Source organism: Pseudoxanthomonas sp. YR558 (assembly GCF_900116385.1).
GTDB lineage: Bacteria > Pseudomonadota > Gammaproteobacteria > Xanthomonadales > Xanthomonadaceae > Pseudoxanthomonas_A.
In genome coordinates this window covers 780,088-796,195 of the sequence record NZ_FPCI01000001.1, presented here as the reverse complement: position 1 = coordinate 796,195, position 16,108 = coordinate 780,088, and the positions used below count along the sequence as shown (strand labels likewise).

Sequence of the window (16,108 nt, the reverse complement as noted above, 5' to 3'; positions counted from 1 at the left end):
GCGGTACCCTTGCGGTCCGCCGTTCCTGTTTTCCACGCCTGCATCTGGCCTGTCTCCCGACGGGAGCGGACGAAGAACCCGATGATCGAAACCCGCGCACTTCCCGCCACCACCGACCTGCTGGCCCTGCATCGCCTCGAGCCGCAGCGCTATCCGGTCCTGCTGGAATCCGTGGCCTCGGGCACCGCGCAGGGGCGGTGGGATTTCCTGCTGGTCGCGGACGGCAGTGGGTTGCAACTGGCGGCCGATGGCATCACCCGCACCCTGCAGGGCGAGGTGGAAGCCGGCGATTTCCTCAGCGTGCTCGACCGCCATTGGCAGGCGCAGCGCACGCCGCGCGAGGAGCCACGCTGGCCGTTCCGTGGCGGCTGGGCGTTGCTGCTGGCATACGAACTGGCGCAGCAGGTCGAACCCGTCCTGCACCTGCCGCAGGCACCTGCAACGCAGCCTGTCGCGCTCGCGTTGCGCTGTCCCGCCGCCGTCCTGCGCGACCGCAGTACCGGCGACTGCGTGGTCGTGGCCGAAGCGGGGCAGGGCACGTTGATCGCCCGCACACTGGAGGACATCGTCGCGGCCACCGGTTTGCCCGCGCTACCCGCGTGGCAGCTGCCCTCCCGTATCGACGAAGACGCGCCCTCGGCCTTCACCGACGGCGTGCAGCGCATCCTCGAGTACCTGCGCGCCGGCGACATCTTCCAGGTCAACCTTTCGCGGGCCTGGCAGGCGCGTTTCGATGCGCCGTTGGATCCGGCAGCGCTCTACGCCCGGCTGCGCACCGCCAATCCCGCGCCGTTCGCCGGCCTGTTCGCCACGCCGCACTGGACGGTCGTCAGCTCCTCGCCGGAACGCCTCGTGTCGGTGCGTGGCGACGTGGTCGAAACCCGGCCCATCGCGGGCACGCGCCCGCGTTTCGAAGGCGACGATGATGCGGCACGCATCCGTGAGCTCGTCGGCCACCCGAAGGAGCGTGCCGAGCACGTGATGCTGATCGACCTCGAGCGCAACGACCTGGGCCGCGTCTGCACGCCCGGCAGCGTGCAGGTGGATGAGCTGATGACGGTGGAAAGCTACGCGCACGTGCACCACATCGTCAGCAACGTGCGCGGCCACCTGCGCGACGACGCCACGCCCGGCGACGTCATCCGCGCCACGTTCCCCGGCGGCACCATCACCGGCTGCCCGAAGGTGCGCTGCATGCAGATCATCGCCGAGCTGGAGCAGGTGCCGCGCGGCGCCTACACCGGCGCGTTCGGCTGGCTCAACCGCGATGGCGACCTGGACCTGAACATCCTGATCCGCAGCGCTGAAGTCGTCGCCGACGGCACCGGTAGCGTGGCCCGGTTCCGCACCGGCGCCGGCATCGTGGCCGATTCGGTCCCGGACAAGGAACTGGACGAAACCCGCGCCAAGGCCCGCGGCGTGCTGCGGGCGCTGGAAGGCTGACCGCGCGCCTACAGCCTGAGACGGCGACCGGGTATCCTGCACGGCCTGCTCCCATCGCCGAGGATCGCGTGGCGTCAGCTCTCAAGCGCGGTTGCCGCTTCATCGTCGTCATGTTCTTCCTGCTGCTGGCCCTGGCGGTCGCGGCGGGTCTGTGGCTGTGGCAGGGGCACCGCGGCTTCGCCGACAGCCCCATCGGCGGCTCGGCTGAGGCCACGGTCGAAGTCGCCAGTGGCGATGCGTTCCCCACCGTGCTGCGCAAGTTGCGCGAACACGGGGTGACGCTCGGCTCCGACCTGCAATGGCGCCTGCTCGCGCGCGAGACCAACACCGCCAGCCAGCTCAAGGTCGGCGAGTACGCGCTCGAACCCACGCTGACGCCACGTGAGCTCCTGCAGCGCATGCGCGAGGGCCGCACCCTGCAGTACCGGGTCACCCTGGTGGAAGGCTGGAATATCCGCCAGCTGCGTGCCGCGCTGCGAAACGCCACGCCGCTGCAGCAGAAGACCGCGCAGATGAGCGATGCCGAACTGATGGCGGCGCTCGGCCATGCCGGACAGCATCCGGAAGGCCGCTTCCTGCCCGAGACCTATGTCTACACCCGCAGCGAATCCGACCTCGACGTGCTCAAGCGCGCCTATGCCGCGATGGAGAAGGCGCTGGCCGCGGCATGGGACGCACGTGCGCAGGACATCCCGCTGCAGTCGGCGGAAGAGGCACTGATCCTGGCGTCGATCATCGAGAAGGAAACCGGCATCGCCGAAGAGCGTCCGGCCATCGCCGGCGTCTTCGCGCGCCGGTTGAAGATCGGCATGCCGTTGCAGACCGATCCCACCGTCATCTATGGCATCGGCAGCAGCTACGACGGCAACATCCGCCGCCGCGACCTGACCACCGACACGCCGTACAACACGTACACCCGCAAGGGCCTGACGCCCACGCCGATCGCCATGCCCGGTGCCGACGCGCTGCGCGCAGCGGTGAATCCGGCCGATGGCCAGGCGCTGTACTTCGTCGCAGTGGGCGACGGCAGTGGGCGCCACCTTTTCTCGGCGACGCTGGCCGAGCACAACGCGGCGGTGGCGCGCTACCTGGTGACGCGCCGCGAGACCTTGCGTAAGGCGGAAGCACCATGACCGAAGCGCTTCTCTCGCAGCCGCGCCTGGTCACGCTGGAGGGCGGCGAGGGCGCCGGCAAGACCAGCGCCATCGCGGCCATCCGCGACCGCCTGCAAGCCGAAGGCCATGAGGTGGTGCTGACGCGCGAGCCCGGCGGCACGCCGCTGGCCGAACGCATCCGCGAGCTGCTGCTGAACCCGCAGGACGAAGCGCTCGCGCCGGAAACAGAATTGCTGCTGATGTTCGCTTCGCGTGCGCAACACGTGCGAGAGGTGGTGCGTCCTGCGCTGCGTCGCGGTGCGTTCGTCGTCAGCGACCGCTTCACCGATTCCAGCTACGCCTACCAGGGCGCAGGCCGCGGCCTCGATCCGGAGTGGATCGCTGCCCTCGAGCGGCGCGCCGTCGGCGTCACGCCGGGCTTGACCCTGCTGCTTGACCTGGACGTGCGCGAGGGCCGCGCACGTACCGCCGGCCGCGACCTGTGGCCGGACCGCATCGAGAGCGAGCAGGACGACTTCTTCGAACGCGTGCGTGCGGGGTTCCGTGTGCGTGCGGCTGCAGACCCGCAGCGCTTCCGCGTGATTGATGCCGGCCAGCCGCCGGCGGGCGTCGCGGCCTCGGTCGATGCCGCCATCACCGCCTACCTGCGCACGCTGACGGACAGCGACCTCGCATGAGCGGTGTCTTCTCGCCCTGGCAGCAACGCGCCTACGACCATGCGGTCGCAGCGCTGGAGGCGGGCCGCCTCGGCCACGGCCTGCTCGTCTGCGGGCCCGCCGGGCTGGGCAAGCGTGCGGTCGTGGACCGCCTGGCGCGGCGCGTGCTGGCGCAGCATCGCGATGCGCAGGGCGAGCCTGCACCGAACGACCGCAGCGCGCACCTGATCGACGCCGGCACTCATCCCGATCTGATGGTGGTGTCGTTCGCGCCCACCAGGGACGGCAGCAAGCTGCGCACCGAGATCGTCATCGACCAGGTCCGCGAGATTTCGCAGAAGCTCGCGCTGACGCCGCAGTACGGTCAGGCGCAGGTGGCGATCCTCGATCCCGCCGATGCCATCAACCGCGCCGCCTGCAACGCCCTGCTGAAGACGCTGGAAGAACCGTCTCCCGGTCGCTACCTGTGGCTGGTCAGCGCGCAGCCCGCGCGATTGCCGGCGACGATCCGCAGCCGCTGCCAGCGCATCGAGTTCCGCCTGCCGCCGCGCGACGAGGCCCTCGCGTGGCTGAAGGCGCAGGGTCACGCCATGGCCGATGCCGAGCGCGCACTGGACGCTGCCCGCGGCCACCCAGGCCTGGCGGACGACTGGCTGCGCAACGACGGGCTCGCGTTGCGGCAGGCCGTCGCACGCGACCTCGCACGACTGGAGCAGGGCGAGATCGGCGTGGTGGAAACCGCGCAACGCTGGGCCAACGACGAACTCGCGGATGCGCGCCTGCGCCACGCCGCGGACCTCGCGCTGGAGCAGGCCGGTGCTGCCGGCTTGACCGATCCGGCCCGATTGACCAAGCTGGCCACGTGGTTCGACGCCGCCAACCGCACCCGCGACCTGTTGCGGACCACGGTGCGCGGCGATCTGGCCATGGTGGAACTCTTGCTGGCCTGGGCCGGCAACGACCGCACCCGCGCTGTCGGCGCGCGGCGCGGCTGACCGACACGCACGGAGACGGGAATGAATGCAGCAGGTGGACGGCAGGGCATCCTGTCGCTGGCAGTGAAGGACAAGGCCGCGCTGTACAACGCCTACATGCCGTTCGTGAAGGGCGGTGGCATCTTCGTGCCCACGCCGAAGCGCTACTTCCTCGGTGATGAAGTCTTCCTGCTGCTCACGCTGCCCGAATCCAGCGATCGCCTGCCGGTGGCCGGCAAGGTGGTCTGGGTGACGCCCGCCGGCGCGCAAGGCAACCGCGCCGCCGGCATCGGCGTGCAGTTCGCCGAGACCAGCGAAGGCGAGGCCATCAAGAACCGCATCGAGACGATGCTGGCCGGCAGCCTCAACGGCGAGAAGCCGACCCACACCATGTGAGTCCTGTCCGCGCGCCTCGCGCGGACCTCCGCTTTCACGCAGGCTTTCGTCCCGGCTGGCCAGCATGCAGGCCTTCATTCCTGTGGCAGGCACTCCATGGCACGCCCCATCTGGACCGGCACCCTGTCGTTCGGACTGCTGAACATTCCCGTCTCGCTGATGTCCGGCGAGCGCAAGGTCGACATCAGCTTCCGCATGCTGGATTCGCGCGACAAGAAGCCGATCCGCTTCGAACGCGTCAACGCCGAGACCGGCGAGGAGGTGCCCTGGAAGGACATCATCAAGGCCTTCGAGTACGACAAGGGCAGCTACGTCGTCGTCGAGAAGGAGGACATCGCCTCTGCCGCGCCGCAGACGCACGAATCCGTCGATGTGGAAGCCTTCGTCGACCGCGATGCGATCGGCATCCGCTTCTTCGAGAAGCCCTACGTGCTGGTGCCCGGCAAGAAAGCCGAGAAGGGCTACGTGCTGCTGCGCGACACCCTGGCCAGCACCGGCAAGGTCGGCGTGGCGCGGGTGGTGATCCGCACGCGCGAGTACCTGTGCGCCGTGGTGCCGGAAGGCGATGCGCTGGTGCTGATGATGCTGCGCTATCCGCAGGAACTGGTGGATCCGGAGGAATACAAACTGCCCGCCGGCAAGGCCTCGGACTATCGCATCACCGCCAAGGAGCGCGAGATGGCGGAAAGCCTGATCGGCTCGATGTCCGCGAAGTGGACGCCCGACGACTACCACGACGAGTTCCGCAAGCGGCTGGAAGCCATCATCAAGAAACGCATCAAGGCACGTGGCGCGACCACGAAGATCGTCGAGGAGGAGTCGCCCGACCACGAGGATGCCGCCACCAACGTGGTCGATTTCATGGCGCTGCTGCAGAAGAGCCTGGACACCAAGAAGCGGACCCCGGCCAAGACATCCCCTTCCAAGCGCGCGACTGCGAAGAAAGCACCCGCGAAGAAAGCGGCGCGCAAGGCGACCAAGGCCACGAAGAAGGCGCCGGCCAAGCGCGCACGCAAGACCGCCGCGCGCTGACCGCATGAGCGGCGGTCGTCGCATCGTGCCGGTGAAGGGCGTCGGTACGGGCGCCAGCGGGCGAGCCTGCCTGTACGTGCTGCCCTGTGCCTACGAAGACCACGCCAAGCTCGGCATCGCGACCGATCCGCTGGTGCGCATGCAGGCGTTCTCGCCGCGTTACTACGCGTTCTTCGATCTTGAGCGCGGTTGGCTGGCCGAAGCGGGCAGCATGCGCGAGGCGCGCGCATGGGAAACGCGCCTGAAGCGCGAACTCCGCGCGCATGCCGCACCGCCGCCGTTGACGGTGCCCAGCCGTGCAGCGGGGCGTACCGAATGGTTCCGCGGTGCCGAGGCGGCCCTGCAGAGGGCGCGGGTTGCACTCGAAGACGAAGGCTTCAGCGTGCACCCGCTGCGCGCTTGGGTGGCGCAGCGCCTGCACGCCCAGCGCGAGCACCTGGAGGCCGGCGAACACGCCGCCGTCGCCCGGTTCGGTCCGGTGGACGGGTGGCCGCCCGCGCGCGCCGGCACGCCGTGGGACACCCTCCGCGATGCGCTCGACGCCTATGGCGTGCTCGGCCTGTCGCTGGAAGGTGCCGTGTCGCCGGCGCTCCAGGCCTGGCACGCGCGCAACAGCCTGTCGCCCGGCTGAAGCGCGATCCGCATCGGGCGCTACTTGCACGCCCTGTTGACGGCACTGGCGGCATAACGAGGCCGAGGACCCGCCATGAGCCTGCAGGAATACCGTCGCAAGCGCCGTTTCGACCGCACGCCCGAACCGTCGGCCGACGCGCAGCGTGCGCCTGGGCATCGGCCGATTTTCGTCGTCCAGTTGCACCACGCCAGCCACCGCCACTACGACTTCCGCCTGCAGGTAGGCGATACGCTCAAGAGCTGGGCGGTGCCGAAGGGCCCCAGCTTCGATCCGAGTGTGAAGCGCTTGGCGGCCGAGGTCGAAGACCACCCGGTGGACTACGCCGCTTTCGAGGGCGACATCCCGAAGGGCCAGTACGGCGGCGGGCACGTCGCCACGTTCGATCGCGGCCGCTGGACCACGGAGGGCGATGCCGAGGCGCAACTCGCGAAAGGGCACCTGCGTTTCCGCATGTTCGGCGAAAAGCTCAAGGGTGGCTGGCACCTGGTGCGCACGCAGACGCCGGCGCGCCAGCCGCAGTGGTTGCTGTACAAGGCGCGCGACGATTTCGCCGGCCCACAGGAAGCCGACGACCTGCTGGACGACGTCACGCCGCCCCCGGGCGCACGGCCCGCACGCCGTCGCCGCACCGCGGCCCACAGCGCGCGCAAGCACGCCGTGCCAGAGCGCTGGGCCCGCCGCGCCGCGCGGCTCGATGGTGCGCGAGCCACCTCGCATCGCCCTGCGTTCCGTGCGCCGCAGTTGGCCAAGCTGCAGCAGCAGGTGCCGCCCGGCGACGACTGGCTGCACGAAGCCAAATGGGACGGCTATCGCCTGATCGCCGAGATCCGCCGCGGCCGCGTGCGCCTGTGGTCGCGCAACGAACGCGAGTGGACCGACAAGGCGCCGGAGATCGTTGCCGCGCTGGAAGCGCTGCACCTGGAAGATGCCGTGCTCGATGGCGAACTGGTCGCCGGTGCCGGGCGGCAGGAAGACTTCGGGTTGCTGCAGGCCACGCTGTCCGGCGAGAAGAACGCCACGCTGTCGTATGTGCTGTTCGACATCCTGCAAGTCGACGGCGTGGACATCGCGGGCAGTCCGCAATACCAGCGCAAGGCGTTGCTGGCGGAAATCCTCAAGTCGCCGCCCGATCGCCTGGTCTACAGCTCGCACATCGTCGGCCGCGGCGACGAGGCGCTGAAGATGGCGCTCGAGCGTGGCCTCGAAGGCATCATCGCCAAGCGCGCCGATGCGCCGTACCACGCCGGCCGCGGCGATGCGTGGCGGAAGATCAAGCAGCGCGATGCCGAAGAGTTCGCCGTGGTCGGGTTCACCGCGCCGAAAGGCAGCCGCAGCGGATTGGGTGCGCTGTTGCTCGCCACGCCCGATGGCGACAAGGGCTGGCGGTACGCCGGCCGCGTGGGCACCGGTTTCAGCGATGCCTTGCTCGACACGCTGTCCACGCAATTGGCCAAGGGCGCGCGCGCCACGCCTACCGCGCACGTCGAGGTCGACGATCCGGAGCTGCGCCGGGCGCGCTGGGTCGCGCCACGCCTGGTCGCCGAGGTGTTCCATCACGGCCGCGGCAACCAGGGCCTGCTGCGGCAACCGTCGCTGAAGACGATCCGCCGCGACAAGCGTGCGAGCGATCTGCGCGAATCCCGCACGCCCGCCGGAGATACCGCCATGCCTACACCTCCGCGCGGTCACGCGACGCCGTCCACGATCGAACTGACCCATCCCGAGCGCGTCGTCTTCCCCGACAGCGGTATTACCAAGCAGCAGGTGTTCGACTACTACCGCGCGATGGCCCGCTGGCTGCTGCCGGAGATCCGCGAGCGGCCGTTGTCCATCGTGCGCTGCCCGCAGGGTGCAGGGCGCCCGTGCTTCTTCCAGAAACACCACACGCCGGGCATGGATCGCGTCGACGCGGTGCCGTTGGCCGAGGAGGGCGGAACCTCCGCCGACTACCTGGTGGTGCGCGATGAAGCGGGGTTGCTGGAACTGGTGCAATTCAACGCCCTCGAATTCCATCCCTGGGGCGCGCAGGCCGATGCCCCGGACGCGGCCGACCGCATCGTCTTCGATCTCGACCCGGGCCCCGACGTGCCGTGGCCGCACGTGGTCGAGGCGGCGCGCCTGGTACGCAAGCGCCTGCGTGCGCTGGGACTCACCTCGTACGTCCGCACCTCGGGCGGCAAGGGCTTGCACGTGGTCGTGCCGCTGAAGCCAGCGTGCCCGTGGGCGCAGGTGAAGGACTTCGCCCATGCCTTCGCCGAATCGATGGCTGCCTCGGAGCCGCTGGCCTATGTGGCCACGGCGACGAAGAAGTTCCGCAAGGGCAAGATCTTCATCGACTACCTGCGCAACGGCCGCGGGGCCACCAGCGTGGCATCGTTCTCGCTGCGCGCGCGCGACGGTGCACCGGTGGCGATGCCGCTGCGATGGGACGAACTGGGCCGCATCAAGGGCGGCGACGCCTACACGCTGTCCACCGCGCCGCGCCGCATGAGCCGCCTGGGCGCGCACCCCTGGGGCGACTACACGCGCCGGCGCCAGGATCTGGCAAGCGTCAGCGAAGCACTGTCCGCATTGCAGGCACCGGCCGCGCCCGTGAAGAAACGCCGTGCTCGCTCATGAGCCGCGGCGTGCGCGCCGGAGGAAACGGATCGCCGCTTGTTCCCACTGCCGCTGACCGCGCGCCCGCGCGGTGGCGCGCTGCACGCGGCCGTCTTCCCAGCCCTCGAACACGCGCGGGTCCACGTAGCAGCGTTCGCAAATGCGCGGCGTGTTTCCAAGGATGGCGGCGGTATGGCGCAGCACGTCCATGCGCGCTTGCTGGCGGGCCGTGTCGGTCTCGGGCACCGCTGTCGCCGCCAGCATGCGGAAGGCGAACAGGGTGGCCCCCCAGGTGCGGAAATCCTTCGCGGTGAACGGCCCGCCCATCACCTCCTGCAAATATGCGTTGACGTCGCCGGAGCTGATCCGCTGCACGGTGTCGCCTTCGCGATACTGGAACAGCGCCTGCCCGGGCAGCTGGCGGCAACCGCGCACCAGCCGCACCAGGCGCGCATCGCTGACCCGCGACTCGATCGGCTTGCCGCCCTTGCCGCGGAAGGCGAAGCGCACTTCGCTGCCGGCGATGAAGTGCGCATGCACGTTGCGCAGCGTGGTGAGGCCGTAGGACCCGTTGTCCTTCTCGTAGCTGGCGTTGCCCACGCGCAGCAGGGTCTGGCCGAGCAGGGCGAGCACCAGCGCGACGACTTTGTCGCGCGGAAACCCCGGCAGCGCAAGGTCGGCGCGGATGCGGCGGCGCAGCCGGGGCAGGGCATCGGCGAAGGCAACCAGCCGGTCGTACTTGCGGGCGCCGCGTTCGGCCTGCCAGTCGCGGTGGTAGCGGTACTGCTTGCGCCCGCGCGCATCGCGTCCGGTGGCTTGCAGGTGGCCGCGCGCATCGGCGCAGATCCACACGTCGGTGTAGGCCGGCGGAATGGCCAGCAGGCGGATGCGCTCCAGCGTGGTCTGCGCGCGCACCGCACGGCCGCGCGCATCCAGGTAGACGAACCCGCGCCCACGCCGCTGCCGGCGCAGGCCGGGCAGGGTATCGGTGGTGTAGTGCAGGCCGGCCACGCGGCCTCAGAACTCGTCGACGAACTCGAGCACGAGGTCGTAGCGCGCCGCGATGTCGTCCGCCGTCTCGCGCACCGTGTCGGCGTACGGCGAGGCCGCTTCCACCTCGAGCGCGTGCAGGTCGCCGCCGCGGTCGTCGGTCAACCCGGCGGAACTGGAATCCTCGTCGTCCATGTGCGGCATCAGGTCCGCCAGTTCTTCCACGCGCTCCACGCCATCCACGCCATGCAGCGCCGCCACCAGCGCATCGAAGCCGGTGCGCGTGCCGGTGGCCCGCAGTCTGATCATCGTCATCGGAATGCCTCCGCGCCTTTTTTCCGACCATAGGTCGGCCGCGGTCATGCTTCCGTGAAGCAACCGAATGCCCGTGGCGGATGTTCAGCCGATGGTGGGCTGCGAGCGACTCAGCGGACGTCGTCGCGGGGTGCGGCATCGCGCCGCACCAGCCATCCCCAGAAGCCGGCGTGGCGCTGACAGTAGAGATGCCGGGCAGGGACGAACAGCTCGACGACGGTGCCGCCTGCCGGCGCATTGCCGATATCGAGCCTCCCGCCGAGTTGCTGCGCGCGTTCGCGCATGCCGGCGCAGCCGAAGTGATCATCGTCGCCGTCCGCTTTCGCGCGGAGCCCGATGCCGTCGTCGCGAATCGTCATCGACAGCCCCTCGGTGCGATAAGCGAGCACGATGCACGCGTTCCGCGCCTGCGCATGCCGCACCACGTTGCGCAGTGCCTCTTCCGCGATGCGCCGCACTTCTTCGGCCGCGGCATCGACCAGCAGCCGAGGGATGCCTTCCACGGATATCTGGAGATCCAACGCACCGTCATCGATCAGGTGTCTGGCCGTGTCCTGCAGGGCGTCGGGCAGGTGGTCGCCGGTGTGTGGCGCACGCAGGTCGTGTACGCGCTCGCGACCGGCCTTCAGCGCCTCGTCGGCGCGATCCAGCGCCCGGGTCAGTGCGTCGTGCGTGCGCGCATCGGTACGCAGGCAGTCCACGGCACCCTGGAAGCGCAACGTCAGCGCCTGGAATTCCTGCAGCAGCGTGTCGTGCAGCTCGCGCGCGATACGGGTGCGTTCGGCGATCTGTCCCTGGAAGCGATCGCGCAAGCGCGCGGTTTCGTAGCGCAGGCGCAGCGCGTACAGGCCCCACAACAGCACCGCCACGGCGAGCACCAGCAGCGCCTTGAACCAGATCGATTGCAGGAACGTCGGCGGCACGACGAACGCCAGCGTTGCGCCTTTCTCGTTCCACACGCCGCTGTCGTTCGCCGCGATCACGCGGAAGCGGTACTGCCCCGGATCGAGGTTGGTGTAGAACGCCTGGCGGCGATGTCCCGCATTGATCCAGTCCTCGTCCACGCCCTCGAGCCGGTAGCGGAACCGCACGCGGCTGGGAACGCTCAGGCTCAGGGCGGTGTAGTCGATCTCGATGCGCGACACGCCCGCAGGCAGCGTGGCCGATGTCGGGTCCCGCAACCGCTGCGATCCGTAGGCGAGGCCGACGATCCGCACCGGCGGCGGCACCGGATTGCGCGCCAACTGCGTCGGCTGGATCTGCGCCACGCCGTCGGTTGTCAGGAGCCACAACGTACCGTCGCCGCCGGTCAGCGCGCTGTTCCTGGCGTAACCGGGGGCGGGGGGCGCGCGCAGGCCGTCGTCGAAGTCCAGTAACTCGACCTCCAGCGGGCGCGCTGGAGTGTCGAAGCTGCCCAGGAACGCCTCTCTGCGCAGGCGGGCGATGCCCGCGCGCGATTGCAGCCAGATGTAGCCGTCGCGGCTTTCCGTGATGCCGGTGATGCCCAGCAGCCAGGCATCGTTCCGGCGCAGGGTGGTCACTTTGCCATCGCGCAGGCGGGCGACACCGCCGAGACTGGCCACGATCACGTCCTTGCCGACGGGATAAAGCACGGTCACTTCACCGCCAGGAATGTCGGCATGTTTCCACAGCATGCGCATCCGGGGTGGTTCGGACAGCACCAATCCCAGCGAGCGGGCGTACATCAGCAGGCCACCGCTGGGCGCCTCGATCATCGCCGGGATCTTCGGGGCTTCGTCGTCCGCGCTTTCCGGCAGCGCATCGATCCATGCGCCGTTCTCGTAGCGCATTAGGCCGCCACGAACACGATTGAACCAGCGGCGGCCATCTGCGGTCACCACGCAGTCCAGCGCCCCGCGCGGCGTTTCGGGCACCGGCATGCGCTCGTAGCGTCCTTCGATGCCGCGGAACAGCGCATCACCGGTCTTCACCCAGAGGGCGCCGTCGCGGTCTTCGCACAACGCTTGGGGATTGCGCAGCCCTTCGAGCACCCGGGTCGCGTCGCCCACCACTGGCACGCGCAGCACGCTGACCGAATCGGCGACATACACGGTGCCATCGCGCGTACCCATCAACACGTAACCCAGCGGGGAATGCGCAGTAACGCCGGCGGCGGGGCGGATGTTGGCTGGCCGGAAACGATCCAGCCCCGCGCTGGTACCGATCCAGATATTGCCTTCCCGGTCCTCCAGAATGGCCTGTGCCCGGTCGGAGGAGAGGCCATCCTTCGCGGTGAAGCTCTCTTCCAGCGGGCGCTCCCCCGCATACAGGCGTTGCGGTCTTGCGATGCGGTAGATGCCCGCGGAATAGGTGATGCCCCAGATGGCGCCATCGCGGTCGAACAGGAAGCTGCGATAGAAATGCCCGACCGATGACACCGGCACGGTGGCGTCCGGTGTGCCCTGCGCATGGGCAGCATCCGGCAGGCGGCGGGTGCCGCTGAACGCACTCGACTGCCAGACGCGTCCGGTGCTGTCCGCCGTCAGGCCGAAGTTGTCGCCCGATTCGATCTTGCTCACGATGCCGGTTCGGCGGAGCCGGCGCTCGCCGGGTGCCAGCACCATGACCTCGGTCGCATCGGCGAGCCACAGGCGGCCATCACCGGACTCGGCCATTGACCAGGCGTAGGTCCCCGTGAACGCCCATGCCGTTTCGATGTGTTCCCAGCGGGCGCCGCTGTACCGCAGCAGTGGGTGGCGGGTGTTGCCGGTCATGGCCCACACCCCCCCTGCACGGTCTTCATAGAGCCGAACCACCCAGCGATCGCTGGTGGGTGTCGACCGGTCGAGCAGTTTCCCATCCCGCAACACGGCCATGCGGCCGGACTGGTAGCCGATCCAGAGGTCGCCGTTCCGCGCGGCCATGAGGGCCGAGACCGGTTCGTTGCGAAGTGCGCCGTCCGGTCCTGCGGCGGCATCGAAGCGCACGCCGTCGAAGCGGTGCAGTCCGGCGTCGCTGCCGATCCACAGGAAGCCGTCCGGCGTCTGCGCCAACGCATAGATGCCCAGCGGTACACCGTCGTCCGCCATCCAGCGGCTGTGCTTGAGCTGGCCGATGCCGGCGCCCGGATCCAGCGCATGCGCCGGCAGCGCGCTCAGAGGCACGCCGACCACCAACAGCAGGACCGTCAGGAAAAGGCTGCGCAGCATGGCGGCCCTCCGCAGGCGGCCAGACGTCGGGTCTTCGTCGTGTGGGCCGGTTATCCCCTCCCGGGCCCTGCCGCATCCTAACCCGGTCATGCCGCCGCGCGCGACGGCCGGCCGTTGTGGATCGCGCTACCATCGCCCCGGGGATGTCGGCGCCCCAAAGGGGAGCAGGGATGAAGGGGACACAGGGAGTCGGGCGGCTGCGTCGCGTGCGCGCGCTGTTCGCGATCGCGCTGCTGTGCGCGCCGCTGTGGGCGCAGGCGCAGGCGCTGTCCGGCATCCGCGTGCTGCCGTCCGTCGACGGCGAGTATGCGTTCCAGGGGTGGAAGCACGAGGGCACGGTGCCCACGTCGCTGACGGTGCCGCTGGAACTGGGCGATGAGGTCTACGGTGCAACGCTGCAATTGCAGCCTGCGCAGGCGGGCGAAATGTACCGTGTGCGCGTGCAGTTTGAGACCAGCCTCGCCCTGGGCGCGGAGGGTCCGCACCTGGATCTCATCGACTGGAAGCACTGCACGTCGGCCTGGCTGCCGACGCAGACGATCGATGCGGTGAGCTTCGTCCTGCCAACACCGTCATCGGAGCAGCAGAGCTGTTTCCCGAGGTACACACGCAGGGAACTCGACGCCGCGGTGCATGCGCATGCGGCGAAGCAGGGTGACCCGACCATCGCCGATGGTTGGCTCCCCGAACTCGACAAGCCCGATGCGCTGGTGTCGGTGTCGCCTTACGTGGCGATCAGCACGGTGCGGGTGCGCGTCGAAGTGCTGCGCAAGGGCACGTGGGTGGAGGTTACGACGCTGGCCTTCCTGCCGCCGATGGGGTGCTGAAGGCGCGACGCGGATGACGCATTCGATGGAATCAACGAGGACAGCATGCTGAGTAGAGAGGATTTTGTCGCCATCGCGGTCCGGCTTTTTTCGGTTTTCCTGTTCCTTGGCGTGATCAAGCAGGTGCCGGATGTCGTCCAGTTCTTCGCCACGGGCGATCAGGGCAGGGCGTGGGCGATCTTCAATGCGCTGGGCCTCCTGTCGGGAACGCTGATCTGCGTGCTGCTCTGGTTCTTTCCGCTGAGCATCGCGCGCAGGCTCTTGCCCGTGATGCGCGAGCCGCGCACGGAACCGCCCATGGATGCATCGCTGGCGCTGTCCGTCGGCCTGACGCTGATCGGCATCTGGGTGCTGGCCTATGGGGTGGTGGATGCGATCTATTGGCTCACGCTGTGGATCCGCACCCGGCAGGTCCCGGCGGTCTACTTCGAGTGGTCCCATGATCAGGTGGCCAGTGTGTTCGCCACGCTCGCGGAGCTGGTGATCGGACTGTGGCTGGTGGTCGGCAACGCCGGCATCCGGCGTCTGATCTATCGATATCGGTATGGCGCCTCATTGGACGCGTCCTGAGGCGTGGTCGTGGATGTTCAAACGGGAGGTCACATGCAGCGCGTTCTGATCGTGGTGGTACTCGCCCTGCTGCTTGCAGCGTGCCAATCGACGCCGGCCGGTCGGGAAAGCGCCGACAGTGCCCAAGGCGATGGACTGACGGCCGAATCCGCCGTGCGGGTCCGCAGCATCCAGGCCGAGCGACAGTGGCTGCAGAAGCACTATCCCGGTGCGGAAGTGAAGTCCCAGGCCTTGGTGATGGGCAAGGTCCCGATGGACCTCATCACGATCCAGCTGCCGTCGGGTGAAGAAAAGAAGATCTACTTCGACATCTCGTCCTTCTTCGGGAAGTGGTGACGCCGCGCGCAGGACGCGCATGATCCTGCGACGCGCCGGCCCCGCCGTGTTCCCGGCACATGCCTTCCGGCACGGGCCTCGCCCTGCATCGCGCCGGTACAACGGGCACTCCGGATCGTGGAGCCCCCGCATGTCCAGCCCGAGCAGTCTCGTCATCTGGGTCGAGCGCATCGCATTCATTGCGCTACCCGCCCTGTTCACCGCGAGTATCGACGCGGCGCACGCAGCGCCTGGCTCCGCCTGCGACGCCGCGCATGCGCCGCGCGACGCGTACGACATGCAGGTGCCATTCGAGGTGATCGACGGCAGGATCTACGTGCAGGCGAAGGTCAATGGGCAGGCGCCGCTCACGTTCGCGCTGGATACCGGCGCCAGCGGGCTGGGACGCGCGGACGCCAGCCTGGTTACGCGGCTTGGCCTGCCGATCGAGAAGCCCATCCTGAACTCCGATGGCGTCAAGACCGCCGAGGCCGACACCACGCGGTTCGATACGCTCGACGTCGGCGGCCTCGTCCGGCATGACCTCAACGTCATCACGCGCGACTACAACAGCAAGATGGCGCCCGAAGCCGCGTTCTCCGGGATCATCGCGCGCGAGTTCTTCGCCGACGGCGTGCTGGTGATCGACTACCCGCGGAAGACGGTGTCGTTCAGCCGTCGCCTCGCGCTGTCCCCCGGGCAGGCCGGTGTGCTGGCCTACGAACGGCCGTTCCGCGTGCCGGTGTCGATCGGCGACATCGAGACGGTCGGCAATCTGGATACCGGCGCGAACGTCGCCTTCGTGTTGCCGCAAGCGCTCTTCGATCAGATCGGCAACGCGCCTGCCGAGGCGGCCGGCAAAGCACGACTCTCCAACGTGCAGGTGGACACGCAGCGTGCGAAGGTGCATGGACCGTTCCGCGTCGGCGACCTCCGCCTCACGGATGTCGAGGTGCGCATATCGGAGCGTTACCCGGAGCTGCTGGTCGGCGCGCACGCGCTGCAGGGCGCCGTGGTCGTCATCGACCAGCGATCCAAGGCGGTCGCGGTCTGCCGTTGAGCCGCGGGCGAGG

15 protein-coding genes are annotated in these 16,108 nt (G+C 69.0%); 12 read left to right on the top strand and 3 right to left on the bottom strand.

The genetic code is table 11. From position 1 onward, the window contains the following. The first annotated feature begins 81 nt into the window (after positions 1 to 81). From BM365_RS03695 to ligD, 8 genes are all read left to right on the top strand, one after another. A complete protein-coding gene (locus BM365_RS03695) occupies positions 82 to 1,443 on the top strand; it encodes an aminodeoxychorismate synthase component I (RefSeq protein ID WP_093486709.1) in 1,362 nt (453 codons plus the stop codon). A 110-nt stretch (positions 1,444 to 1,553) separates the two neighbouring features. Beyond that, positions 1,554 to 2,576 carry an endolytic transglycosylase MltG gene (gene mltG / locus BM365_RS03690; protein ID WP_093486707.1) on the top strand — a complete coding sequence of 341 codons (1,023 nt, stop codon included), beginning with the start codon at positions 1,554 to 1,556 and terminating at the stop codon, positions 2,574 to 2,576. Next, positions 2,573 to 3,235 (top strand): dTMP kinase, encoded by a 663-nt coding sequence (tmk, locus tag BM365_RS03685; protein WP_093486705.1) that lies wholly within the window; start codon positions 2,573 to 2,575, stop codon positions 3,233 to 3,235. Before mltG ends, tmk begins: the two co-directional genes overlap by 4 nt. After that, positions 3,232 to 4,209: a DNA polymerase III subunit delta' gene (locus BM365_RS03680; protein ID WP_093486703.1), complete on the top strand. Its 978-nt coding sequence runs from the start codon at positions 3,232 to 3,234 to the stop codon at positions 4,207 to 4,209. The genes tmk and BM365_RS03680 overlap by 4 nt, the downstream gene beginning before the upstream one ends. Positions 4,210 to 4,230: 21 nt before the next feature. Then, on the top strand, positions 4,231 to 4,584 hold the full coding sequence (locus BM365_RS03675) for a PilZ domain-containing protein (protein ID WP_093486701.1): 354 nt from the start codon (positions 4,231 to 4,233) through the stop codon (positions 4,582 to 4,584). 96 nt (positions 4,585 to 4,680) lie between these two features. Then, positions 4,681 to 5,616 (top strand): non-homologous end joining protein Ku, encoded by a 936-nt coding sequence (locus tag BM365_RS03670; protein ID WP_093486699.1) that lies wholly within the window; start codon positions 4,681 to 4,683, stop codon positions 5,614 to 5,616. Positions 5,617 to 5,620: 4 nt separating this feature from the next. Next, complete coding sequence (locus tag BM365_RS03665; RefSeq protein ID WP_093486697.1) at positions 5,621 to 6,247, top strand: GIY-YIG nuclease family protein; 627 nt, start codon at positions 5,621 to 5,623, stop codon at positions 6,245 to 6,247. Between the two features lie 75 nt (positions 6,248 to 6,322). Continuing rightward, positions 6,323 to 8,869 (top strand): DNA ligase D, encoded by a 2,547-nt coding sequence (ligD, locus tag BM365_RS03660; RefSeq protein WP_093486695.1) that lies wholly within the window; start codon positions 6,323 to 6,325, stop codon positions 8,867 to 8,869. Here the strand turns inward: ligD and BM365_RS03655 are convergent. The 3 genes from BM365_RS03655 to BM365_RS03645 form a co-directional block, all read right to left on the bottom strand. Beyond that, entirely contained in the window at positions 8,864 to 9,859 is a 996-nt protein-coding gene (locus tag BM365_RS03655) for a DNA topoisomerase IB (RefSeq protein WP_093486693.1), read from the bottom strand. The genes ligD and BM365_RS03655 overlap by 6 nt on opposite strands. Positions 9,860 to 9,865: 6 nt before the next feature. Next, a complete protein-coding gene (locus BM365_RS03650) occupies positions 9,866 to 10,153 on the bottom strand; it encodes a hypothetical protein (protein WP_093486691.1) in 288 nt (95 codons plus the stop codon). A 110-nt stretch (positions 10,154 to 10,263) separates the two neighbouring features. Beyond that, the gene (locus BM365_RS03645; RefSeq protein WP_158253449.1) at positions 10,264 to 13,323 is read right to left on the bottom strand and encodes a sensor histidine kinase; all 3,060 of its coding nucleotides are present in this window, start codon (positions 13,321 to 13,323) and stop codon (positions 10,264 to 10,266) included. Positions 13,324 to 13,493: 170 nt separating this feature from the next. Between BM365_RS03645 and BM365_RS03640 the strand changes: the two genes are divergently transcribed. The 4 genes from BM365_RS03640 (at position 13,494) to BM365_RS03625 (ending at position 16,095) form a co-directional block, all read left to right on the top strand. After that, positions 13,494 to 14,150: a hypothetical protein gene (locus BM365_RS03640; protein WP_139227305.1), complete on the top strand. Its 657-nt coding sequence runs from the start codon at positions 13,494 to 13,496 to the stop codon at positions 14,148 to 14,150. Between the two features lie 45 nt (positions 14,151 to 14,195). Then, positions 14,196 to 14,720, top strand: a complete 525-nt coding sequence (locus tag BM365_RS03635) for a hypothetical protein (RefSeq protein WP_139227303.1) — start codon at positions 14,196 to 14,198, stop codon at positions 14,718 to 14,720. Positions 14,721 to 14,753: 33 nt separating this feature from the next. Beyond that, positions 14,754 to 15,056: a hypothetical protein gene (locus BM365_RS03630; protein ID WP_093486683.1), complete on the top strand. Its 303-nt coding sequence runs from the start codon at positions 14,754 to 14,756 to the stop codon at positions 15,054 to 15,056. Between the two features lie 130 nt (positions 15,057 to 15,186). After that, positions 15,187 to 16,095, top strand: a complete 909-nt coding sequence (locus BM365_RS03625; RefSeq protein WP_199186222.1) for a pepsin/retropepsin-like aspartic protease family protein — start codon at positions 15,187 to 15,189, stop codon at positions 16,093 to 16,095. Positions 16,096 to 16,108 lie beyond the last annotated feature (13 nt).